At 58.3% G+C, this 22,534-nt stretch carries 18 protein-coding genes; 4 read left to right on the forward strand and 14 right to left on the reverse strand.

Going from position 1 to position 22,534, the window contains the following annotated elements; translation table 11 throughout:
• Positions 1–41 precede the first annotated feature (41 nt).
• The 12 genes from RAE04_RS07860 to pyrR all read right to left on the reverse strand — a co-directional run bounded on the left by RAE04_RS07860 (position 42) and on the right by pyrR (position 14,647).
• Complete coding sequence (locus tag RAE04_RS07860; protein WP_317026978.1) at positions 42–2,081, reverse strand: primosomal protein N'; 2,040 nt, start codon at positions 2,079–2,081, stop codon at positions 42–44.
• Between the two features lie 11 nt (positions 2,082–2,092).
• Complete coding sequence (gene metK / locus RAE04_RS07865) at positions 2,093–3,325, reverse strand: methionine adenosyltransferase (RefSeq protein WP_317026979.1); 1,233 nt, start codon at positions 3,323–3,325, stop codon at positions 2,093–2,095.
• Positions 3,326–3,434: 109 nt separating this feature from the next.
• Positions 3,435–4,682, reverse strand: coding sequence for a bifunctional phosphopantothenoylcysteine decarboxylase/phosphopantothenate--cysteine ligase CoaBC (coaBC, locus tag RAE04_RS07870; RefSeq protein WP_317026980.1), 1,248 nt, complete (start codon positions 4,680–4,682; stop codon positions 3,435–3,437).
• Between the two features lie 129 nt (positions 4,683–4,811).
• Positions 4,812–5,114 (reverse strand): DNA-directed RNA polymerase subunit omega, encoded by a 303-nt coding sequence (rpoZ, locus tag RAE04_RS07875; RefSeq protein WP_005324891.1) that lies wholly within the window; start codon positions 5,112–5,114, stop codon positions 4,812–4,814.
• 40 nt (positions 5,115–5,154) lie between these two features.
• Complete coding sequence (gene gmk, locus RAE04_RS07880) at positions 5,155–5,724, reverse strand: guanylate kinase (RefSeq protein WP_049378220.1); 570 nt, start codon at positions 5,722–5,724, stop codon at positions 5,155–5,157.
• 8 nt (positions 5,725–5,732) lie between these two features.
• Positions 5,733–6,053, reverse strand: a complete 321-nt coding sequence (gene mihF / locus RAE04_RS07885) for an integration host factor, actinobacterial type (RefSeq protein ID WP_005328460.1) — start codon at positions 6,051–6,053, stop codon at positions 5,733–5,735.
• Between the two features lie 259 nt (positions 6,054–6,312).
• Positions 6,313–7,152 (reverse strand): orotidine-5'-phosphate decarboxylase, encoded by an 840-nt coding sequence (gene pyrF, locus RAE04_RS07890; RefSeq protein ID WP_317026981.1) that lies wholly within the window; start codon positions 7,150–7,152, stop codon positions 6,313–6,315.
• Positions 7,136–10,477: a carbamoyl-phosphate synthase large subunit gene (carB, locus tag RAE04_RS07895; RefSeq protein WP_317026982.1), complete on the reverse strand. Its 3,342-nt coding sequence runs from the start codon at positions 10,475–10,477 to the stop codon at positions 7,136–7,138. The genes pyrF and carB overlap by 17 nt, the downstream gene beginning before the upstream one ends.
• Positions 10,478–10,502: 25 nt before the next feature.
• Complete coding sequence (gene carA / locus RAE04_RS07900) at positions 10,503–11,684, reverse strand: glutamine-hydrolyzing carbamoyl-phosphate synthase small subunit (RefSeq protein WP_317027004.1); 1,182 nt, start codon at positions 11,682–11,684, stop codon at positions 10,503–10,505.
• A gap of 23 nt (positions 11,685–11,707) precedes the next feature.
• A complete protein-coding gene (locus tag RAE04_RS07905) occupies positions 11,708–13,045 on the reverse strand; it encodes a dihydroorotase (protein ID WP_317026983.1) in 1,338 nt (445 codons plus the stop codon).
• Positions 13,046–13,079: 34 nt separating this feature from the next.
• A complete protein-coding gene (locus RAE04_RS07910; protein ID WP_049378228.1) occupies positions 13,080–14,036 on the reverse strand; it encodes an aspartate carbamoyltransferase catalytic subunit in 957 nt (318 codons plus the stop codon).
• Between the two features lie 2 nt (positions 14,037–14,038).
• Positions 14,039–14,647, reverse strand: coding sequence for a bifunctional pyr operon transcriptional regulator/uracil phosphoribosyltransferase PyrR (gene pyrR, locus RAE04_RS07915; RefSeq protein WP_317026984.1), 609 nt, complete (start codon positions 14,645–14,647; stop codon positions 14,039–14,041).
• 145 nt (positions 14,648–14,792) lie between these two features.
• On the opposite strand from pyrR, the gene RAE04_RS07920 reads away from it, so the two are divergent.
• On the forward strand, positions 14,793–16,136 hold the full coding sequence (locus RAE04_RS07920) for a TIGR01777 family oxidoreductase (protein ID WP_317026985.1): 1,344 nt from the start codon (positions 14,793–14,795) through the stop codon (positions 16,134–16,136).
• Between the two features lie 73 nt (positions 16,137–16,209).
• Here RAE04_RS07920 and RAE04_RS07925 read toward each other — a convergent pair whose 3' ends face one another.
• On the reverse strand, positions 16,210–16,635 hold the full coding sequence (locus RAE04_RS07925; RefSeq protein ID WP_317026986.1) for a 3'-5' exonuclease: 426 nt from the start codon (positions 16,633–16,635) through the stop codon (positions 16,210–16,212).
• 604 nt (positions 16,636–17,239) lie between these two features.
• Positions 17,240–18,334: an Lrp/AsnC family transcriptional regulator gene (locus tag RAE04_RS07930; RefSeq protein ID WP_317026987.1), complete on the reverse strand. Its 1,095-nt coding sequence runs from the start codon at positions 18,332–18,334 to the stop codon at positions 17,240–17,242.
• 102 nt (positions 18,335–18,436) lie between these two features.
• On the opposite strand from RAE04_RS07930, the gene RAE04_RS07935 reads away from it, so the two are divergent.
• The 3 genes from RAE04_RS07935 (at position 18,437) to RAE04_RS07945 (ending at position 22,450) form a co-directional block, all read left to right on the forward strand.
• Entirely contained in the window at positions 18,437–19,990 is a 1,554-nt protein-coding gene (locus RAE04_RS07935) for an AbgT family transporter (RefSeq protein WP_317026988.1), read from the forward strand.
• A 45-nt stretch (positions 19,991–20,035) separates the two neighbouring features.
• Complete coding sequence (locus RAE04_RS07940) at positions 20,036–21,199, forward strand: M20 family metallopeptidase (protein ID WP_317026989.1); 1,164 nt, start codon at positions 20,036–20,038, stop codon at positions 21,197–21,199.
• A gap of 231 nt (positions 21,200–21,430) precedes the next feature.
• Positions 21,431–22,450 carry a LacI family DNA-binding transcriptional regulator gene (locus tag RAE04_RS07945; RefSeq protein ID WP_317026990.1) on the forward strand — a complete coding sequence of 340 codons (1,020 nt, stop codon included), beginning with the start codon at positions 21,431–21,433 and terminating at the stop codon, positions 22,448–22,450.
• Positions 22,451–22,534 lie beyond the last annotated feature (84 nt).

Consider the following 22,534-nt stretch of genomic DNA (forward strand, 5'->3'; position numbering starts at 1 on the left):
TCGTCGAGATTAGCGCATGAGCGCCTATGGCCCCGATATGGCTAACCGACGTGGATAGGGTCAACCACAATGCGCAAAGGAAGGTCATCCTTGCGGGCGCTGCGTGCGGCGTTGGCGCTGCGCAAAGCCCGCCCCAATTGGGATCGCGGCCCCAGCGGGGTGCGCACGACTAACCGCTGCGGTGGGCCAAAGCGCTGGCTATCGTAGTCACCAGGCAGGCTTTGCCCCGGCGGAAGGGGAACTGGTCCCAATACCTCCGCGTGGTCTGGAAGATCCACAAGCTCGGCAAAGCCATCCAGGGATGCATCCGCACCGTCGATGGCAGCAAAATGCACCGCGGGTGGGAAGCGCACCTCGCGCCGGGCAGCAAGCTCTGCCGCGGCCGCGCCCACCATATCCCAACGCAGGAAATGCTGGACGACGGTAAGCGACTCATCGGCGGCTAGGATTACTCGACCCCCCTTGAAATGTGGCTGCACCAAGGTGGCCGCCTGTGCCCATTTCGCTAGGGTGTCCTCCGTGGCGCGTAGGTCTTGCCGGTTGAGCAATGCACCGGCATCCAAGAGCAACGCCGCGCCATAGGCACCATCGTTTACTCTCGGTTCCGCACCAGGGGTGGCAATGACCAACGCCGGCGCATTGTCCACCGCATCGAGCACCTTGTTTCCACCCGAGACCACCACCCGCGTATTAGGAAAGGCCCGGCCCATTTCTTCCGCAGTGCGCTCCGAGCCCAACACGATGGCCCGCAGGCGCGGAGACCCGCATTCGGTGCACCGATGCCGTGCCTCAATGCGACCGCACCAGCGGCAGGTAGGCATTCCCGCTTCGTCCGAGCCTGCGCTTGCCGACGCCCCCTTGGGCGGCAGCCCCAATGGCCCATTGCAATGCCGGCAGCGAGCCGGCGCTCGGCACTGGCCACAGGCCAAAATGGGCGCATAACCCTTGCGCGGTACCTGCACCAGCACCGGCTCTCCCCTATCCAGCGCCTGGTGGGCGGCTTGGAAGGCCTGCGCCTGTACTTTTGTCGTACCGCCATGGAGGTCGCGGGCGATAGACAGACCGAACGACCCGACCGCCTCGATAGCCGGGCACCGCGCCGTTATGGTTTGCTCTTTAGCCACCATGTCGTGCGCCCATGCTGATTCCACGAGGAGCTGTGTCTCCGCCGTCCGCGAATGGTTGGCCAAAACCATGCTGCAGCCTTCGAAAGCGGAGCGGGTGGTAAGTACTTCCCTCGCATGAACATAGGGCTTGAGGTTGTCGACCAAATTATCATTGCCGTCATCGAGGATCACCGCCAGTTGCAGGTCTTTGACCGGGGCAAAGGCGGCGGACCTGGTGCCAACGACCACCCGCGCTTGGCCTACTAGTGCGGAAAGATAGCGGCGATAGCGCGCCTGCGGGCCCATGCTATTAGTCAGCACTGTTATCTGCTTTGCCCCAAGTACCTGGCGAAGCGCGGCGTCTAAAGCATCAACGCTCCTCTGGTCTGGGGCGACGAGGAGAACCCCTCCTCCGCCAAGCGCCACTTTGGCAGCGAGTGCAGCCAGCGCATGTGCCCAATCATCGCCCGGGGCGATTTGCCAGGCGGCACGGGCAAGCTTGCCGGCCAGAATCGAATCAACGAAAGCCTCGCCATGTTGATAGGCCGACCATCCTGATAGGTCGGGCTCGGTCGTGGTGCCGAGCTTCTCCCACGGGGTCTCTAAATCGGATTCTTCCGCCTTGGCGTGCCGCGGCGGGATGGCGGAGCGGATAATGTCTGAGCGCACGCCGCCGTAGCGGTCTGCCAGGGCGTCGACCAGCCGGGCCAGCTGCGGCGGATAAACCTGGAAGGGTGAGATGATGCGCTCAATAAAGCGCAGGTTGCCGCCAAATTCAGAATCATGCCGGCGTTCTAAAACAATCGCGTCCACCAAACGCCCGTTGAAGCGGATGCGCACCTTAATCCCCGGTTGGACTTCTTCCGTGTCTGCCTCTTCTACGAGGTAATCAAATCCTCGGTCTAAGTGCGCAACCCCTAAAAGAGGCAACACCCGCGCAACCGGCTTCCGGGTGGCGGGTGTTTTCTTAGGCATAGGCCTCGATTCTACAGACCAGCGGCAGCACGCAATGCTTCCACTCGGTTCAACTGCTCCCACGGCAGCTCAATGTCGGTGCGGCCAAAGTGTCCGTAGGCCGCAGTTTGCGCATAAATGGGGCGCAACAGATCGAGCTCGCGAATGATAGCGGCCGGGCGTAGGTCAAATACCTGATTCACCGCAGCCTGGATATTCGCATCGCTCAGGCCCTCCTTTGCGGTACCAAAGGTCTCCACGTACAAGCCGACCGGCTTGGCACGGCCGATTGCGTAAGCCACCTGGACTTCAGCGCGATCTGCCAAGCCCGCGGCGACGATATTCTTAGCCACCCAGCGCATGGCATAAGCAGCGGAACGGTCCACCTTGCTCGGGTCCTTGCCAGAGAAAGCGCCGCCGCCGTGGCGAGCCATGCCGCCGTAAGTATCGACGATGATCTTGCGGCCGGTAAGGCCCGCGTCGCCCATTGGTCCGCCGAGGATGAAGGAACCGGAAGGGTTGACCAACAAGGTCGTGTCTTCGGTGTAGTACTTCTCCAAGCCGGCGTCCTTGATAACCCATTCAAGGACCTCACTGCGCAAGGGACCTTCCAACCAAGCACTATCAACCTCGGCATCGTGCTGCGTGGAAATCACCACGGTTTCCAGGTGGGACGGCTCATTGTCGTCGGTGTAGGCAAAGGTCACCTGAGTCTTGCCATCCGGGCGGAGGTGATCGACGATTCCTTCCTTACGTACCTGCGTCAGGCGGCGGGACAGGCGGTGCGCCAAGGCGATGGGCAGCGGCATGTACTCTGCGGTCTCATTGGAGGCATAGCCGAACATCAAGCCCTGGTCGCCTGCGCCAGCGGTATCGTTTTCGGCGTCGTAGTCCTCGTCATGGGCGCGGGCTTCAGTGGAGTTGTCTACTCCGGCGCCAATTTCCTGGGACTGCTCGCCGATGGCGATATTCACACCGCAGGTGTTGCCATCAAAGCCGACTTCGGAAGAAGTAAAGCCGATGGACTTAAGGGTGTCACGCACAAGCGCCGGGATTTCTACGTATGCCTCGGTGCGAACCTCGCCCACCACGTGGACCTGGCCGGTGGTTACCAACGTCTCAACGGCCACGCGGGATTCCGGATCCTTTTCCAGCAGGGCATCAAGGATGGCGTCAGAAATGGCGTCACAAATCTTATCGGGATGGCCTTCCGTAACGGACTCGCTGGTAAAAAGACGAGTTGCCACTGCAGCGTTATCAGTCACAAAAACTTCCTTTGTTCTCACTATTGATTCGATGCTGTGGGTTTTCTACGCCCAAGCCTAATACCTCGCAAGCCTAGACCAAGCGGTCTATAGATGCAATTTTAGTTGTCTACCCCTGAAACATTTCATTCACGGCCGAAAGGATCTGAGCGGCGACAACCTGCTTCGAACCATGCTCCACGCGTTGTGGCGCGGAATCCGGACGCAAGATCCACCCCTCATTGGACCTTTGGCCAAAAGTCTTTCCGCGCCCGACCTCATTGGCCATGAGCACGTCGCAGCCCTTACGCGCAAACTTTTCCTGGGCATAGTCCAAGGCGGACTTCTGAGCATCACCAGTTTCGGCGGCGAAGCCCACAATTACGCACTCGGCAGGGATTTCCGAGCGCTCGCGCGCAGCAACGAGCCCTTTGAGCACATCCGGGTTTTCCACCAGATGGAGCGTCGAGAGTGCATCGTCTGCCTGCCCCTTCTTCATCTTTGTTTCGGCGACCTCCGCCGGACGGAAGTCAGAGACTGCAGCGGCCATGATAACCACGTCCGCATCGCGGGCCTCCTCGCGCATGGCGTCCTCCAACTCGCGGGTGGAGACAATGTGCCGCAGTTTCGCACCGCTCGGCACAGGAAGCTGGGCGGTATTACCCGCAACGAGGGTGACCTTGGCCCCCATCTGGGCGGCCCATTCCGCGAGCGCGAATCCCTGCCTGCCGGAAGAGCGATTGCCCAGGTATCGGACCGGATCCAGCTCTTCCTGGGTACCGCCGGCTGATATGACGACCTTCTTGCCTTGCCAGGTGTGCTGCACTCGGTAGCCTGCCAGTTCAGTACGGATAATCTCCGCAATCTGTTCCGGCTCCGGCAAACGACCTGGACCAGAATCCTTGCCGGTAAGGCGGCCGTGGGCGGGCTCGATGACGGTGATACCGCGGCGTCGCAAAGTAGCCACGTTGTCCTGCGTAGCGGGATTATGCCACATCTCAGTGTGCATGGCCGGGGCCACAATAACCGGGCACGTCGCGACCAACACGGTGGCGGTGAGCAAATCGTCTGCCCGGCCTGCAGCCAAGCGCGCGACAAGGTCTGCGGTGGCGGGCGCAATGACCACTGCATCCGCATGCTGTCCTACGTTGACGTGCTGCACCTCATCCACGGCCTCAAACACGCTCGTGGAGACGGGGTGGCCGGATAGAGCCTCAAACGTAGCCGCGCCCACGAAGTTCAGTGCACTTTCCGTGGGGACCACGCGGACGTCATCGCCCGCTTCCTTGAGATTGCGCACGAGGTGGCACGCCTTGTAGGCGGCAATGCCGCCAGCGACGCCAAGAACAATATTGCGAGAGGAATCTTTATCAGTCACACCGCACGATGGTACCTGCCGACATAGACAAAGGCTCCACCCGCCGCAACCAAGAGGTACACCCCAATTCGGGAATGCACTTGCGTGGCGGCGCGTGGAGCCTTCAAGCTATTACACGCTTAGTGCTAGCTACTTGCCTTCCTCGTGGTCAAGCAGGCCAGCATCAATCTCGCGCAATGCGATGGACAAAGGCTTTTCGCCTGGCTCTGGGGTAACCAGCGGGCCTACGAACTCGAAGACACCTTCATCCTGCTCTTGGTAGTAGCTATTGATCTGGCGTGCGCGCTTAGCGGCAAAAATGACCAAAGCGTACTTAGAGGAAACCTTGTCCAAAAGCTCATCGATCGGGGGATCAGTAATACCGATCGGATCATCAAATACTGGTTCCGCCTTTGCGGCTTCAGTGTTAGAAGGGGTGGTCACGTTAGTCACATGCACCTTTACATTGATTGAAGATGGTCAAAAAGGAGGTCTATGCCCGCAGGATATCACTAATGGCAGATACTGCCTCGTCCAGATCCTCGTTCACAACGACGTGGTCGAACTCGTCCTGTGCGGCTAGTTCCTCATGCGCAGTTTGCAACCTACGGTCAATGACGTCTTGCGGCTCGGTACCGCGGCCGGTGAGCCGCTCCACAAGTACCTCCCATGATGGGGGTGCCAAAAAGACCAGGTCTGCCTCCGGCAGCGCTTTCTTAACACTCCGAGCACCCGCGAGGTCAACCTCAACGAGTACCGGCCGGCCAGCGGCCAAAGCTTCCTCTACCGGCTGAGCGGGCGTTCCAGAGCGCTGCAATCCGCCGTGGATATCAGCCCATTCGAGCATCTCCCCGGCATCGATTCGCTGCTGGAAGGTTTCTGGGGTGACGAAGAAGTAGTCGACACCGTCCTGCTCCCCGGGGCGGGGCTGGCGCGTGGTCATAGACACGCTGAAGTACAGCCCCTCGACGTCACTGCGCAGACGCGAAACTACGGTGGATTTTCCCACTGCGGAAGGCCCCGCCAGAACGACGAGGCGCCCGCGTGCAGTTGCGTCAGCCATGGTTGTGACTATTCGCCGTAACCGAAACGCTCGAGGAGAGCACGACGCTGACGCTCACCCAGGCCGCGCAGACGACGGGTCTGAGCAATCTCCAGGTCCTCCATGATTTCCTTAGCCTTGACCTTGCCAACCTTCGGCAGAGCCTCGAGGAGTGCAGAAACCTTGGTCTTGCCGATGATCTCATCGGTCTCGGCCTTTTCGAGCACGTCCTTCAGGTCGGTCTCGCCGCGCTTGAGCGCAGCCTTGAGCTCGGCGCGAGCCTTGCGGGCCTCAGCGGCCTTTGCGAGAGCTTCTTTGCGCTGCTCATCAGTCAACTTTGGAAGGGCCACGGGTTTCCTCCGATTCATTAGATTGATTCTGTTACGTCTAGTACTTGGTACCAGATTACGGTTGCCTAACGCAGTTAATACACCGCGGAAAGTTATTAATAACCTTCGAGCAAACCGACTTCTGGCAATCCTAGCACTACTCATTGAACGGCGACGATTAGCGGGTCCAAAAGCACGCCTATTTTAGCACGTCACCGCACATACCTTAAACAAAGTACCAGGTAAACGGCGCGGCCGATAATCAGCCACGCCGCCCCTATTAGTCCCGAAACTCTGCCGCCACCTGATCAACCACTTTGCGCAGGTCAGCGGCGTCAGGCCCCTGCTCCAGCACTGCTCGGGACACATTGGCGAATCCCAGCGACGGATGAGCAGAAACAATGCCGTGCACCTGCTCTGGACCAGCGCCCTGGGCGCCAACGCCGGGCAGAAGAACCGGACCATTGAGCGCATCGAGGCGCGGCGGGTTGTCCAACGTAGCGCCGACGACTACGCCGACATCGCCAGGCTTGCCAGCCTTGTGCGCTTCGACATTGAACGCGGCGCATTCATCGACGACGCCTTGAGCGATGGTGCTCTCTTCGCCCACCGGGACCGACTGGATGGCACGTGCCTCCGGGTTGGAAGTAGCCGCCAGGACGAATACCCCGCGGCCGGTTTCTTCGGCCTTGGTGAAAACCGGCCCCAGTGCGCCAACGCCTAGATAGGGCGAGACGGTCACGGAGTCTGCGCGCAGCGGCGAACTATCGTCGAGCCACGCATCTGCATAGCCGGCCATGGTGGAGCCAATATCACCGCGCTTGGCATCGGCAACAGTAAGGCACCCCGCGTCCCGCAGGGAAGCCAGGACTTCTTCGAGGACCGCAAAGCCCTGGGAGCCAAAGCGCTCAAAGAAGGCAACCTGTGGCTTTACCAAGGCGGCGGTATCGCTAAAGGCTTCAACGCAGCGCATGCTAAAGGTCCGCAGACCATCAGCGGTGGGCCCCAACCCCCACTTTTCTAAGAGATATGGGTGTGGGTCGATGCCAACGCACAGGCGCCCGCGTTCCTGACCGGCTTCTTCTAGCCGCTCGCCAAATCCTTTAGTGCTGTGGGCCATGCTCAAGCTCCTGGAGTGCGCGTACCTGCAGGTTTCCAATGCGCATCGCTTCGATGCCCTGGACAGCTGCGGTTACGCCTTGCACGGTGGTCACCAGTGGGATTTCCATGTGTACGGCAGCGGCGCGGATATCGTAGCCATCGTGGCGAGCACCGGCAGAACCAGCGGGCGTGTTGAGAATCCAGTCGATCTCGCCATTGAAGATCTTATCCACGATGGACTCTTCGCCGTCCTTGGCCTCAGAGACCTTGGCAGCAACCTCGCACTCGATACCGTTGCGGCGCAGCATCTGCGCCGTACCGGCGGTAGCGACGATGTTGTAGCCCATGTTGGCCAAGCGCTGGATCGGGAAAATCAGGGTGCGCTTGTCGCGGTTGGCCACGGATACGAAGATAGTGCCCTCCGTGGGCGGAACGGCGAAGGCAGCAATTTCGCCCTTGGCGTAGGCCGCACCGAAGTTGGTAGCCAAGCCCATAACCTCACCGGTGGACTTCATCTCTGGCGACAGCAGCGTATCGAGCAGGCTGCCATCGGGGCGGCGGAAGCGGTTGAATGGCAAGACTGCTTCCTTGACGGCAATCGGGTGCTCGAGTGGCAAAGAACCACCGTCATATTCGGAAGGAATCATGCCTTCGGCGCGCAAGTCCGCAATGCTCGAGCCCATCATGACGCGAGAGGCTGCCTTAGCCAGTGGTACGCCGGTGGCCTTGGAGACAAACGGCACGGTACGGGAAGCACGTGGGTTGGCCTCAATGACGTAGAGGATGTCATCCTTCAGGGCGAACTGGACATTCATCAGGCCCTTGACGCCAATGCCCTCAGCGAGCAAACGGGTGGAGGTGCGAACCTTTTCAATGTCCTCTGGTCCAAGGGTCATCGGCGGCAGCGCGCAGGAAGAGTCACCGGAGTGAATGCCAGCCTCCTCAATGTGCTCCATGACGCCACCTAGGTAGACTTCGTTGCCGTCGCACAGAGCATCAACATCAATCTCGATGGCAGAATCCAGGAAGCGGTCCACCAGAACCGGGTGGTCCGGAGACAGCTCGGTGGCACGCTCGATGTAGTCTTCCAGCGCCTTTTCGTCGTAAACGATTTCCATACCGCGGCCGCCCAGCACGTAGGACGGACGAACCAGTACTGGGTAGCCGATGGAGGAAGCAACCTCGCGGGCCTCCGCGAAGGAAGTGGCGGTGCCGTATTCCGGTGCTGCCAATTCTGCCTCATCGAGGACCTTGCCGAATTCGCCGCGGTCCTCGGCGGAATCGATAGCGGCAGGGCTGGTGCCCACGACCGGAACACCTGCCTCCTCCAAGCGGGCAGCAAGGCCCAGCGGAGTCTGGCCACCCAGCTGGACAATCACGCCAGCAACGTCACCAGAAGCGGCCTCCGCGTGGTAAACCTCCATGACGTCCTCGAAGGTCAGCGGCTCGAAGTAGAGACGGTCTGCGGTGTCATAGTCGGTGGAGACGGTCTCCGGGTTGCAGTTGACCATGACGGTCTCGTAGCCCTGCTCCGAAAGCTCAAGGGCCGCGTGAACGCAGGAGTAGTCAAACTCGATACCTTGACCAATGCGGTTAGGGCCGGAGCCCAAAATGATGACCTTACCCTTGGAGCCTTCCGGTGCCGGGCGAACCTCGGTCTCAGCATCCGGGTCAAGCTCATAGGAGCTGTAGTGGTACGGGGTCTGTGCTTCGAATTCGCCGGCACAGGTATCTACGGTCTTGTACACGGGGCGGATACCCATGCGCCAGCGCAGGCTACGTACGCCATCCTCGCCGTTGAATTCGGGGCGAAGGGCGGCAATCTGGGCATCGGAAAGCCCAAAGACCTTGGCCTGGCGCAAAAGCTCCTCGGTGAGCACTGGGGCGTCGATAAGCTCCTGGCGGAAGGCCACCAACGTAGCCAGCTCAGCGATGAACCAGGGATCAACACCGGAGGCCTCATGTACCTCATCTACAGAAGCGCCGAGGCGAAGGGCCAGCTCGATGTCATACATGCGGCCCTCGGTTGGGCGCTCCAGATCCTTGAGCACCGCCTGCAGGTCGGTAGCCCGCTCTCCGGCGAAGTACTGATCCGGCTTGGTCCAGAAACCATTCGGCTTGTTTTCCAAAGAACGCATGACCTTATTGAGGCCCGCGATGTAGTTACGGCCGATGCCCATGGCCTCGCCCACAGACTTCATGGTGGTAGTCAAGGTGTCATCGGCACCCGGGAACTTCTCAAAAGCAAAGCGCGGGGCCTTGACAATGACGTAGTCCAAGGTCGGCTCGAAGGCGGCCTTGGTCTCGCCGGTGATGTCGTTTTGCACCTCGTCCAAGGTGTAGCCGATGGCGAGCTTGGCCGCCAGCTTAGCAATCGGGAAACCGGTGGCCTTGGATGCCAGCGCGGAGGAACGGGACACGCGCGGGTTCATCTCGATGACGATGATGCGGCCGTCATCCGGGTTGACCGCGAACTGGATATTACAGCCGCCAGTATCGACGCCGACCTCGCGGATGATGGCAATGCCCAAGTCACGCATCTTTTGGAACTCACGGTCAGTGAGGGTCAGCGCCGGGGCAACGGTAACGGAATCGCCGGTGTGCACGCCGAGGGCGTCGACGTTTTCGATGGAGGCAACAACTACGACGTTGTCGTCGCCATCGCGCATGAGCTCGAGCTCGTATTCCTTCCAGCCCAGGATGGATTCCTCAATGAGCACGTTGGCCTCAGGGGATGCGGCCAAGCCGCCGCCGGCAATGCGGTCCAAGTCCTCATTATTGAAGGCCAGACCGGAGCCCAAACCACCCATGGTGAAGGACGGGCGGACTACGACAGGCAGGCCAAGCTTGTCGACGGTCTCGTGGACCTCTTCCATGTTGTGGCACACAGCGGAGCGGGCGGACTCACCGCCGATGGAGGCGACGATGTCCTTGAACTTCTGGCGGTCCTCGCCGCGCTCGATGGCGTCAATATCGGCGCCGATGAGCTCAATGCCGTACTTGTCCAAAATTCCTTGGCGGTCAAGTTGAACTGCGGCGTTCAGCGCAGTCTGGCCGCCCAAGGTAGCCAACACAGCGTCGATGGGGTGCCCCTCTTCGCGCTCTTTAACCAGAATCTTTTCGATGTATTCCGGCTCAATGGGTTCGACGTAGGTGTGATCCGCAAACTCGGGGTCGGTCATGATGGTGGCCGGGTTGGAGTTGACCAGCGTTACGCGCAGGCCCTCTTCCTTGAGCACGCGGCACGCCTGGGTGCCGGAGTAATCGAACTCGCAGGCCTGGCCGATGACGATCGGTCCGGAGCCGATGACCAGGACGTGGTTGATGTCGTTGCGCTTTGGCATAGTTATTCTTCCTTTTCCTGGTTGTCTACTTATTTGGGGTGTGGTTAGTCATCAGTTCTTCGAACTGATCGAAAAGCGGGTTGGCATCGTGCGGGCCCGCTGCAGATTCGGGGTGGTACTGCACGGAGTAGGCCATGCCGTTGCGCAGTGCCACGCCCTCTACGGTGTCGTCGTTGAGGCAGACGTGAGTGACCTGCGCGGGGCCGAAGTCGGTGGCGAACTCGGCGTCGTTGCTGTTTAGGTCATAGCCTTCCGGCGCCTTCAGCGCGAAGCCGTGGTTCTGTGAGGTGATGTCGATCTTGCCGGTCACGCTATTGCGCACCGGGACGTTGATGCCACGATGACCGAACTTCATCTTGTAGGTGTCCAGGCCCAGCGCGCGACCCAGGAGCTGGTTGCCAAAGCAGATGCCGAAGAACGGGATCTTGGCCTTGAGCACCTGCTTGATGATGCCCACCATTTCGTCGGCGGTAGCCGGGTCACCCGGACCGTTGGAAACGAAGACGCCATCCGGGTTATAAGACCGCAGCTTGTCAAAGGAGGTATTAGCTGGCACGACGATGGATTCAATTCCGCGCTGAGCAAAGTGGCGCGGGGTCGCGGTCTTAACACCCATGTCGAAGGCAACGACGGTGTACTTCTTCTCCCCTACGGCTTCAACCGTGTACGGCTCATCGGTAGAAACCTCCGCGGCGAGGTCGGCGCCTTCCATAGAGTCCTGGGACTTAACTTCCTTGAGTAGCTCTTCTACTGGGCGTTGAGCATCTTCGCCGGAGAACAGGCCGGCGGCGATGGAGCCGTAGTTGCGCAGGTGGCGTACCAAGGTGCGGGTATCGATGCCGCGAATGCCAATGACACCCTGCTTTTCCATTTCCTCGCTCAAGCTGCGCTCTGCGCGCCAGTTGGATACGCGCTGTGCAAGGTCGCGGATAACGAGGCCAGCAACCCAGATGCGGTTTCCGTGGGACTCGTTGTCCTCATCATTCCAACCGGTATTGCCAATGTGCGGCGCGGCGGATACCACGATCTGGCGGTGGTAGGACGGGTCCGTCATGGTTTCCTGGTAACCGGTCATCGCCGTGGTGAATACGGCCTCGCCCAAGGTGGTGCCGGTGGCGCCAAAGCCATAACCGCGGAAGGTGCGCCCGTCCGCGAGAACGAGGATTGCTGGGGTTCTATCAGTCACGTCGTGGCCTTTCTCTGCCATATAGGTGGTTTCAGTGTGCAAGGTTAGTCTTCTTCGGAGGCTGCCAAGTCAAAAGTGACGGCGCCTCGCAAAATGGTGTGGGTAACGCGGGCACCAAATTCTTCGCCAGCGTACGGGTTGTTTTCGGACTTGGAGGCCAGCGTGGAGGAATCAGAAACCCAGTGGTGGTCTGGGTCCACAATGGTCAAGTTAGCTGGCTCGCCTTCTGCGATGGGACGGCCGTGGCCTGGCAGGCGGGTGATTTCTGCAGGGCGCTCGGACATGACGCGGGCAACAAAGCGCCAATCGGCCAGGCCAGTCTCGACGAAGATTTTGGCGATGACGGCCAAAGAAGATTCCAGGCCCAACATGCCAGGGCGGGCATTTTCAAACTCCACACACTTGTCTTCGGAGCCGTGCGGGGCGTGGTCGGTGGCGACGCAGTCGATGGTGCCATTGAGCAGCGCCTCGCGCAGGGCCTCAGTATCGCGCTGTTCGCGCAGCGGCGGGTTGACGCGAAAGAGGCCATCGTAGGTGCGCAGCTTGTCATCGGTCATCAACAGGTGGTGCGGGGTTACCTCGGCGGTGAGCGGAATATCCTGCTCCTTTGCCCACTTCAGTAGCTCCACGGTGCCCTGGGTCGAGGCGTGGCAGATGTGCACGCGGTTGCCGTAGTCGCGCGCCAGTAAGGCGTCTCGGGCCACGATGGACTCCTCCGCCACGCGCGGCCAACCGCGCAGGCCTAACTTGGCTGCGGTCTCGCCTTCATGGGCGGAAGCACCACCGGTCATGCGGTCATCCTCGGCGTGCTGAGCCAGCAGCACGTCCATGCCCTTGGCGTATTCCAAAGCACGACGCATTAGCTGCGGATCCTGGATGCACTTGCCGTCATCGGAGAACATGCGCACCTTGGCGTCCGAACGAGCCATCATGCCGAACTCTGTAAGGGTCTTGCCTTCCAGGCCCTTGGTAATGGAGCCCACCGGGTGGACGTCGCACAGCGCCAGTGCTTGGGACTTGGCCCATACGGACTCAGCGATGATCGGCTGGTCGGTCACTGGGTTGGTATTAGCCATGGTGAACACTGCAGTGAAACCGCCTTTGGCGGCAGCCTTGGAGCCGGTCTCGATAGTCTCGGTATCCTCTCGACCGGGCTCGCGCAGGTGCACGTGCATATCCACCAGACCTGGCAAGAGCACGTTGCCCTGGCCGCCGATGACCTGTGCATCCTCGGCTTCTGCCGTAGCGCCGACGGTAGCGATGATGCCGTCCTTGACCAATACATCGGTGGGCTCACCTTCGCCGTACAGGCGCACATTCTTAATCACCAGTGGGGATTCCGCCGGCGCGGAAAGGCGACCGGTTTCCGGGTAAGTAGTCATTGTCTCTCCCTAAAGTTGAGTGTGGGTCGCGGTTTTAGATGCCGGCGTTTTCGCCATTGGTCAGCAGGGTAAACAGCACCGCCATGCGGGCGTGCACACCGTTGTGTACCTGCTGTAGGACCGCAGTTTTGTCCAAATCTGCGACGCCATAGTTAATCTCCATGCCGCGCAGCATCGGGCCGGGGTGCATGACGATGGCGTCCTTGTGCATGGCCGCCGCGCGCTCCTTGGATAGGCCAAAGAGGTTGGCGTATTCGCGGTGGGAGGGGAAGAAGCCGCCATTCATGCGCTCTTGCTGCACGCGCAGCATCATGATGACGTCGGCGTCTGCGACTTCCGCATCGAAGTCATACGACACACGCACCGGCCAATTCTCTACCCCAAACGGCATGAGGGTGGCTGGGCCCACGAGGGTTACCTCAGCGCCGAGGGTGGTGAGCAGATCTACGTTGGAGCGCACGACGCGCGAGTGCAGGCAATCGCCCACAATCTTTACCTTCAGGCCGGCAAAGCCTTCCTCACTGTGCAGTCCTAGGCGTTGGCGCATCGTGACGGCGTCGAGAAGCGCCTGCGTTGGGTGCTGGTGCGCACCGTCGCCCGCGTTGATCACCGAAGGACCCTTGCCATTTGGGGCAACCCACTGGGCCAGCTGCTGCGGCGCACCAGAGGAAGGGTGGCGCATGATGATCGCATCGGCGCCAATGGCGGCCAAGGTAAGACCCGTATCCTTCAGAGACTCGCCCTTCTTTACCGAGGAGCTGGAGGCTGACAGATTAATGACGTCCGCGGACATCCACTTGCCGGCCGTTTCAAAGGAAGAGCGGGTGCGGGTGGAGTTTTCATAAAAGAGGGTATAGATGGTCCGGCCCCGCAGGGTCGGCAGCTTCTTTACCTCGCGGCCTTCCAGGGCCTCGCGGAAGCGATCCGCTTCATCCATCAGACCGATAATTTCGCTTCGGTCTAGCTCTGCCATATCGATGAGGTGCTTCATGGCTATGCCTCCCCCGCTTCGGAGCCAGCTCCACTAGTAGTAGCGGCGGCTCGGGTCAATACGACCGCGTCGCGGCCGTCAATCTCGCTGTTGTATACGGTGACATCTTCTTCTCGCGCTGTGGGCAAATTCTTACCCACATAATCGGCGCGGATAGGAACCTCGCGGTGGCCGCGATCTACGAGGACGGCCAGCTGAATGATGTCCGGGCGGCCCACGTCGCTCAACGCGTCCAAGGCGGCGCGGATAGTGCGGCCGGAATACAGCACATCGTCGACCAAAATTACGGTGGCGTTATCAATGCCGCCGGTGGGAATCGTCGTCGGTTGGAGTGCGCGATGCGGTTTATTCAAAAGGTCATCGCGGTAGAGAGTGATATCGAGGGAGCCCCATGGGACTGTAACCCCGGAAAATTCTTCAATCTTGTGCGCTAGGCGCTGTGCAAGTGGCACGCCACCAGAGGGAATGCCAAGCAGGATGACCCGCGGTGCGTCCGCGGAATCGAGCGCCGTTTTTTCAATAATCTGGTGCGCGATGCGTGCAACGGTACGCGAAACATCATCGGAGCTTAAAAGCTCTAGCTTGTTCGCGGTAGCGTCAGTTCCACTCATCGTGACCTCCTTCCCCGCCTCACGGTGCGGTCTTTAAAGGATGCCGGTTGATGGTCTCAAAAATGTCTATGCTGTTAGACACAAATTACTCTAGCACCTTCCCCACCATTTGGGTGAGGTAGAAAAGAAAGAGGCGCATCAAGCAGTGAGCTTTTCCGCCGAACACCTAGTGCCCGCCCCGCGCGAGCAGGTCTGGCAGTGGCATACCTGCCAAGGCGCTTTAACTCGTCTGAACGCGCCCTTTGCCTTCATGAAACCCATCCAGCAGGCCCAGAGCCTCGGCGATGGCACCTCCATCCTCGGCCTTCCGGGCGGCCTGCGCTGGACCGCTCAGCATAAACTTTCCCAGTACCGCGAGGGCTATGAGTTCACCGATGTCTGCGTAAACTCCCCCATTCGCAGATTCGCTAAATGGCAGCACCATCACACCTTTGCGGATCACCCGGACGGCACTCTCATTCGCGATGAAGTCTCTACCCACATCCCTTCGGCGGCGCTGGAATCGGTCTTTGCTTATCGGCAACACCAGCTTATTGAGGATTTTTCCTTTCTCCGGCGGCTTGCCGACGCCTCCTTAAACACCCAACCACTCACCATCGCCATGACCGGCTCGCGGGGCAGCGTAGGCACAGCGCTCACCGCACAACTGCGCACGGCCGGGCACACGGTAATCCAGCTCGTTCGCGGCAAAGCGACCAAGGGGCAGCGTACCTGGCGACCGGAGCACCCCGATCCCAACCTCCTGCGTGGGGTCGACGTCCTCGTCCACCTGGCGGGCGAGCCCATCTTCGGCCGATTCAACGACGCCCACAAAGCCGCGATCCGCGATTCCCGCGTCGGCCCCACCGAGCGCCTAGCGCGACTAGCGGGCACTACGGATTCCGTCCACACCATGGTCTGCGCCTCTGCCGTGGGGTACTACGGATCCGACCGCGGCGATGAGGTTCTCACCGAAGACTCCGCACCGGGCGAGGGCTTCCTGGCAGACGTGGTAGTCGACTGGGAGCGCGCCTGCGAGCCCGCCCGCGCCGCGGGCACCCGCGTGGTCAATATTCGTACCGGCATCGCCATGTCGGGCGGTTCCGGCCTCTTGCCACTGCTACGCGCCCTCTTCTCTACCGGCCTGGGCGGTCCCTTCAGCGACGGTGAGTTCTGGTTCAGCTGGGTTGCCCTCGATGACCTGACGGATGCCTACTTCCGCGCCATCGTGGACGATTCGCTGGAAGGCCCGGTCAATGCGGCCTCTCCCAACCCAGTGCTCAACAAGGACTTCGTCAAAGCCCTTGGCGCAGAGCTACACCGCCCTGCCCTGCTCCCCGTTCCCCCCTTCGGTCCCGCAATCTTGCTGGGCAAGGAGGGTGCTCAAGAGTTGGCCTTGGCCCAACAACGCGTAAGCCCTATGGTTCTACAAAACATCGGGCATGCGTTCCGCTACCCCACGATCGACGCCGCCTTGGCGCATGAATTGGGTGGTGAAAGCTTGCTGTAGGTACGGGCCATTCGAGTACTCCAGCTGACCCGCCGCGCAGCCCACAGCCCAAGGGGGGGACAGAGGAGATGCGCTACACAGGCAACAATTCCGACGCCTCCCCCACCACGCTGACCAGCAGCATATCGCGGGCACGTGAAGCCGCAACGTAGAGCAGCGCGCGCTCGCGCTGGAGCGCCTCATCAGCCTCGGCGGGGGCCAGCCCTTTAAACAGGTAGCGCTGTGGAAAGGCCTCGGCATTAACATCGAGGAGGATAACGTGGGTAAACTCCGAGCCCTCGGCGTTGTGCATGGTCATGACCGCCACCGGGCGCTCCGTGGAGGTACGGCGGCCAGCGCTGACAGCGACATCGTGCTCGCCCAACTGGCGGGCAATTTCTTCACCACGCTGATTGGTGCGGGTGAGCACACCAATTGAGACGTCCTCCTCGCCTTGGGTCCACTCCTTGATATGCGCGGCAAGCACTGCAGCCTCCTCCTTGGAGGTCGAATGCAGCACAATGGGTGCCGGCCCCTAGCGTACCGAGTGATACCCGGTGAGTTCATCTACGTCTTCTTCGGAGTCCACCCATTCGGTGCCCTCCAGAATAAGGTTTACGATGCCAAGGACGTCACCGAGATTAAGGTAGCGAAGAACATCATTGAAATGGAGGGTGAGCGGTTGGACATTGTTTCCGATAAACCAGTCAGTATAAGTAAACCAACAACACGGGCACCCTAGGACTCGTCAATTTTGAAGGCCAAGCTTCAGTGTGACGCCCGTCCACTCCGACATCATCATGCTTAGACGTAGTGTCAACATGGCTAAAATTTCAAACGGACTCGTAACCCAGCGGGGACCTGACTTCTGTTTGGTAGACGCCTTATATCCAGTCCGGTTGGATTGGGAAGGAAACTAATCTCCCACCATGCTTAGGTACCCCGAACTGCTGGAGCCCTCTACGAAAACAATGAGAAGCTCACACTTCAGTCTGCTTCAGCAGAGCTATAACTATCTGATAGTGTCGCATATGAAAATGTTTATCGAACTGAGTTGAAAAGACGGCGACATTAAGAGAAACTCTGAATGAACCGTTAGCCTGGCGACTCACTGGCTCCGCCATCTAAAGCGGTGGCAAAGGATTAAAGTTCGACATCCGTCCGACTGCATCTCTTAGCGACCAGTACCGTTTCCAATCTCGGGCGATGATGTCAGTATTCGTCGACAGCACCCCATCCAACACCGCGATCTCTTTATTCACAATATTGGATAGGTGCCTGCGAGACTTAGCTACCCCCGTCGCCACGATGTCGCCCTCTCCAGCATTCTGCGTGACAAATCGGCACGATTGATTTTTCGCTAACTGGTACATCAGGTGCTCGATTTTTGAGGGACGGGCGGTAAGTCGCATTACATAAGATGTCTCGAAACCTAGCGCCCTCAACGACACCTCAATTCGGGGGCGGAACCAACCACGCGCAGTCAAACGCTCTATTGTCGCCTGAGCAGCAGGAACAGACAAAGAAGTCTGTTTAGCGACAGCACTAGCTGTCGCTCGGCCATTCTTTTGCAGAATTTTAAGGGCTACCACTTCCCGCGGGGTTGGCGGTGTCTCATTGGAAACGTCGAAACCGTCGTACTCAAATTGCCTTACCTCTCGAGCCGGTCGCTCAACTACCTCTTCCCCAACAAGTTCCTGAATGTCAACTCCATCGTTCAATCCGATAACTGGACGCCAAGCCGATGCTTTAGTCGCGCACTGTAAGACAGGCGCTACCTGCATACTGTCGACCCCGGGCCAATCCTGTATTGCGTTGACAGCGTCATAGAGCGCTCCTTCATTCGGGCTATGCAGGGTGGTAAAGATTGGCGCGCTGCCAAAAGTGGATGCTACGTGCTGAGTTTCTGGCAGGTCGACGAGTTTGCTAATGACGGCGTTCGGACTCTGCCCTCGTACACGTATCCAAGCATGCACTGGGTAAGTGGATGAAAACAATCGCCAAGGAATCTCACCGACAAAGCGCACAACATTGCTGTCCACAAGTTTTCTAATCTTGCGAGAGACAGTACTCGCAGAAACATCAGTTTGAGATGCAACCTCCTCCCAGGATGCTCGCGGACTCTGGAACAGAATTTTTAGAAATTCTTTATCCAGTTCAGACAGCATTTCCGACAATGTAAACTCCTCCCCTGGAAAACTGACTTTAATTTCGTGCATTATTGCACTGTTTAGGTGAATTGTCGTGCATAACTGCTTGACCGTGACTTAGGCCTCATATAGCTTTAGTCGAAACTTAGCTCTCGAGATGAGGAGGTCGACGTGACTACGCAAGCCCCCGCCCCATCAGGCGGCGACACAATTCAAGGCAGCAGAGCCATCAACTTTGCTTTCAGGTGCATTAATAAGATTGAGGTCTGGGGCAACAAACTCCCGCACCCTTTCTGGCTATTCGTTGTGCTTTCAGGAGTGCTAGTCGGACTAAGCGCAATACTTGACGCAATAGGGGTGGCAGCGACAAAGCCAGACGACGGCTCAGTTGTCGCTGTTAAAAGTTTGATTTCCCGTGAAGGCATGACAGTAATCGTCGGTGATGTCGTTGAGAACTTTGCATCCTTTCCACCTCTCGCGACAATTCTGACAACAATGCTGGGCATCGTCATCGCTGAAAAGAGCGGGTTGTTTGACACTCTTCTTAAGATCACTGTTACGAAAGTTCCGGCTCGCTTTACCACCTTTGCGCTCTGCTATGCAGGAATGATCGGCCACGTAGCGGGCGACGCAGCTTATGTAACCTTGATCCCCCTAGGCGCTATCGTCTTTCGTGCAATTGGTCGCAGCCCTATCCTTGGCGCGATTATCGCGTTCGTCTCTATTTCTGCAGGATACGACGCTTCTCCATCGCTAACAACTACGGACATCTTGCTGTCTACTATTTCGACCGCAGCTGCCCACACAATCGATCCCGATGCATTCGTAACGCCGACCTCGAACTACTTTTTCGGTCTTGCTTCCTCCGTCCTCATCTCTCTAGTTATCACTCTTGTGGTGGAGCTATTCTTATCCAAGCGCCCTGACCTGCAAGTAGACGAAGACTACGAAGAGGACAGTAAAACACTCGCTGTCACAGACGCTTCTGCTAAAGATGTACGTGCTCTGAAGGCAGCCGGACTTGTAGCGCTGCTTTTCACAATTGCTTTGATCGCGGCACTTTCCTTCGAATCCTCCCCACTAAGAGGTGAAGGCAACGGCATCCTCAATTCGCCTGTGATGACAGGTATGGCCGGAATCATCGGACTGTTCTTCTCACTTGTCGGTGTAACCTATGGTCTTGTCTCCGGAAGCTATAAGAAAGTAGGCGACGTACTCCCCGCAATGGTCGAAGGGTTCCGGTCAATGGCACCGATCTTGGTACTTTTCTTTGCTATTTCGCAGTTCCTTGCATACTTCAAGTGGACTGGTATCGGCCAAGTGATGGCGATTTCCGGCGCGACGTGGTTCAAGGAAATCAATGCTCCGGGCTGGGCAATTCTCCTAGGTATCGCCATTCTGATTTCTGTCATGAATTTGGTTCTCACCAGTGGATCTGCCATGTGGGCCTTGGCGGCACCGGTATTCATTCCGATGCTGATGCTGCTCGGCATTGAACCGGAAACAACCCAGGCAATGTACCGAGTCGCCGACTCCGTGACGAACTGTGTCACTCCTATGAGCCCTTACTTCGTGATGGCACTCGGTTTCATTCAGCAGTACCGCAAGAGCGCCGGGATCGGCACGCTAGCATCGTTCACTCTTCCCCTCGCCGGCATCGTGTGGATCGTATGGATCTCGTTCTTCTTGCTCTGGTATCTGCTCGGCCTACCGTTTGGCTTCTAAGCTATTTCTACTTATCGCAGACCATCGAAAGGATAAACACACTCCATGGAAACCTCTAACCCATCCAAATTCACCACAGCCTCCAAGGACCTCAATCAAATTGTCTCCGATATCCAGGCCCTTGTTGGTCTTGAAACTTATAGCTACGAGAAGGCTTCATTAGCTGAGGGGCTGGCTCTCCTCCGGTCAACCGTTACCGAACGTGTAGGTACACCCGACTTTGAGGAAAGTTTCGATGGCGGCCAGTATGGCGATTGCCTGCACCTTCGCTTTGAGGGCACCTCTGAGCAATCCATCCTTTTCGTAGGGCACTACGACACCGTCTGGCCACAGGGAACCCTCGCGAAATGGGACAAAGCCACAGGTACTGCTCAAGATGGCCGCGAATTTTTGTCCGGCCCGGGCATCTTTGACATGAAAACTGGTCTCGTCCAGGCCATTTGGATTACTAAGTACCTCAAAGAGTCCGGAAGGCCTTTCCCCACGATCCACCTATTTTTCAATGGCGACGAAGAACTGGGGTCCCCGTTCTCCCGGCCATATATCGAAAAAACAGCCCAAGAAGTAGACGCAGCCTTTGTGTTTGAAGCCTCTCACGAGGGACTCATCAAAACTCAGCGTAAAGGTGTCGGCCTAATTAGTCTCGAGGCTGAGGGAATTGAGTCACACGCAGGACTAAACCCAGAGGACGGTGCAAGTGCCATAACGGCCTTGATGGAATACTGCCTAGCAGCTACCCAGCTTGCACGACCAGAAAAAGGAACCACGGTAAACGTAGGTCTCTTTAAAGGTGGCTCTGGTTCTAACGTCGTTGCCGGAAAAGCAAGCGCTGAAATCGACATTCGTATCAGCACTCAAGCCGAACTCGAACGACTCGACAACGAACTCGATAAAATTTCCTGGTCAGACTCAAAAGTCACGGTGAGCGTTAAAAAGGATTGGAATCGTCCACCAATGGAGTTCACTGACGCCAACAGGTCACTCTACGAAAAGGCGCAAGCAACAGCAAAAGAGATCGGCTTCGAGCTCAAGTCCACTTCGGTTGGCGGAGCTAGCGATGCGAACTTCATCTCCGCACTCGGAGTCCCCGTTTTGTGCGGAATCGGAGCTGAAGGCGCCGGCGCTCACGCCCGATACGAATATATGATCCCTCAAGCCATTCCGAAATTCGTCGAGTTGATTACCGGTACCGCTTTCAAAATTTCCTAGCTAAAGCACAACCTCTTTGGCCCACCCGTTGCCGCTGCCCTGAAGCGCACCCCTTCCGGACAGCGGTTCTCTGGTGCAAGCTCGTTCGCTTTCGCGGAAACTATACCGCGCGAACGATAAGTCTCACATCTGAAGCCGGACTGTCGCTTCGAACAGGTTCACCTGTTATTGCACGATGCCGGTGAATGAGTTTTAATCCGAATCTCACTGCCCGCACTTATAATATCTAGCGTGGTTAAACGCATAACTTTGGGTGACGTCGCACGGGCAGCCGGTGTCTCGACAGCTACGGTCAGCATGGCACTGAACGGCAAACCCGGCTCGCGCATTCCTGCGGCGACAGTTGAGAAGGTGAGGAGAGCTGCCCGCGAGTTGGGCTACCGCCCTAATGCTGCGGCGCGTGCGCTGAAGACGGGTAAGACTGGAATGCTTGGGTTCGTCTCGGACGAAGTCACTATTACACGCTTTGCGTCGCCTATGATTTCCGGGATGCTGGAGTTCGCCGAACAGGCGGGCTTGTCAGTGATGATGGCAGAAACCGCGCACAAAGATGTCCAGCTTGATAGCGCGATTGAGAGCTTAGTAAACAGAAACGTTGATGGAATCATCGTCGGGTTGATGGCCTCACGCGAAATCCGCCTTCCAGACGTCGATAAGCCGCTCGTTGTGTGTAATGGTCTCTCCACCAGGTACCCGTCCGTTCTTCCGGATGACTACACCGCTGGTTATGATGCGATCTCTTTTCTAGCGGCGAAGGGTCATCATCGAATCGGGATCATTGGCCGATACCCTTCAGATAGTGAAGTGCAGCCGTCGTGCAGTGTTCAGGACCGTTTCCGAGGCATCGACGATGCGTGTGCTGAATTCGGGCTCGATGTCGTCGCCGAGTTCCCCGGCACCGAATGGGAACCCGAGCTTGGTTACCAAGGTGCACTCGACATTATGGAGCACTATTCCCCCACGGCCATTCTGACGGCTAACGACCGTATTGCTTTCGGCACGTATCAAGCATTTCAGGAACAACAGATCTCAATTCCCCAGGATGTCTCCGTCCTCTCATTCGATGATGAGGACCTTGCCAGCCTGGTGCGACCGGGTCTCACTACACTGCGACTCCCCTATTGGCACATGGGTAGAAAGGCTGCGGAGCTCATTTCCAATACCACTTCCCAGAGCGATCTAGAGCACGTTTCACCCCTTCGCCTCCCCCTGAAAGTGGTTGAACGAGAGAGCGTAACCACAGGTCGCTAAAACGTTTAATCTAAATCACTTCCCTCCCCTCCTTGTGACGCTTATGCTCATGCTTAAAGGATTAAGCACCGCTTGAAGGGAGCG

Source organism: Corynebacterium sp. CTNIH16 (assembly GCF_032821655.1).
Taxonomy (GTDB): domain Bacteria; phylum Actinomycetota; class Actinomycetes; order Mycobacteriales; family Mycobacteriaceae; genus Corynebacterium; species Corynebacterium marquesiae.

Bases quoted from the DNA above. Each gene is read 5' to 3' on its own strand.
- RAE04_RS07860 (WP_317026978.1), bottom strand. From the start codon at position 2,081: ATGCCTAAGAAAACACCCGCCACCCGGAAGCCGGTTGCGCGGGTGTTG.
- gmk (WP_049378220.1), bottom strand. From the start codon at position 5,724: ATGGCTGACGCAACTGCACGCGGGCGCCTCGTCGTTCTGGCGGGGCCT.
- pyrF (WP_317026981.1), bottom strand. From the start codon at position 7,152: ATGGCCCACAGCACTAAAGGATTTGGCGAGCGGCTAGAAGAAGCCGGT.
- carB (WP_317026982.1), bottom strand. From the start codon at position 10,477: ATGCCAAAGCGCAACGACATCAACCACGTCCTGGTCATCGGCTCCGGA.
- carA (WP_317027004.1), bottom strand. From the start codon at position 11,684: ATGGCAGAGAAAGGCCACGACGTGACTGATAGAACCCCAGCAATCCTC.
- RAE04_RS07905 (WP_317026983.1), bottom strand. From the start codon at position 13,045: ATGACTACTTACCCGGAAACCGGTCGCCTTTCCGCGCCGGCGGAATCC.
- RAE04_RS07910 (WP_049378228.1), bottom strand. From the start codon at position 14,036: ATGAAGCACCTCATCGATATGGCAGAGCTAGACCGAAGCGAAATTATC.
- pyrR (WP_317026984.1), bottom strand. From the start codon at position 14,647: ATGAGTGGAACTGACGCTACCGCGAACAAGCTAGAGCTTTTAAGCTCC.
- RAE04_RS07930 (WP_317026987.1), bottom strand. From the start codon at position 18,334: ATGCACGAAATTAAAGTCAGTTTTCCAGGGGAGGAGTTTACATTGTCG.
- RAE04_RS07940 (WP_317026989.1), top strand. From the start codon at position 20,036: ATGGAAACCTCTAACCCATCCAAATTCACCACAGCCTCCAAGGACCTC.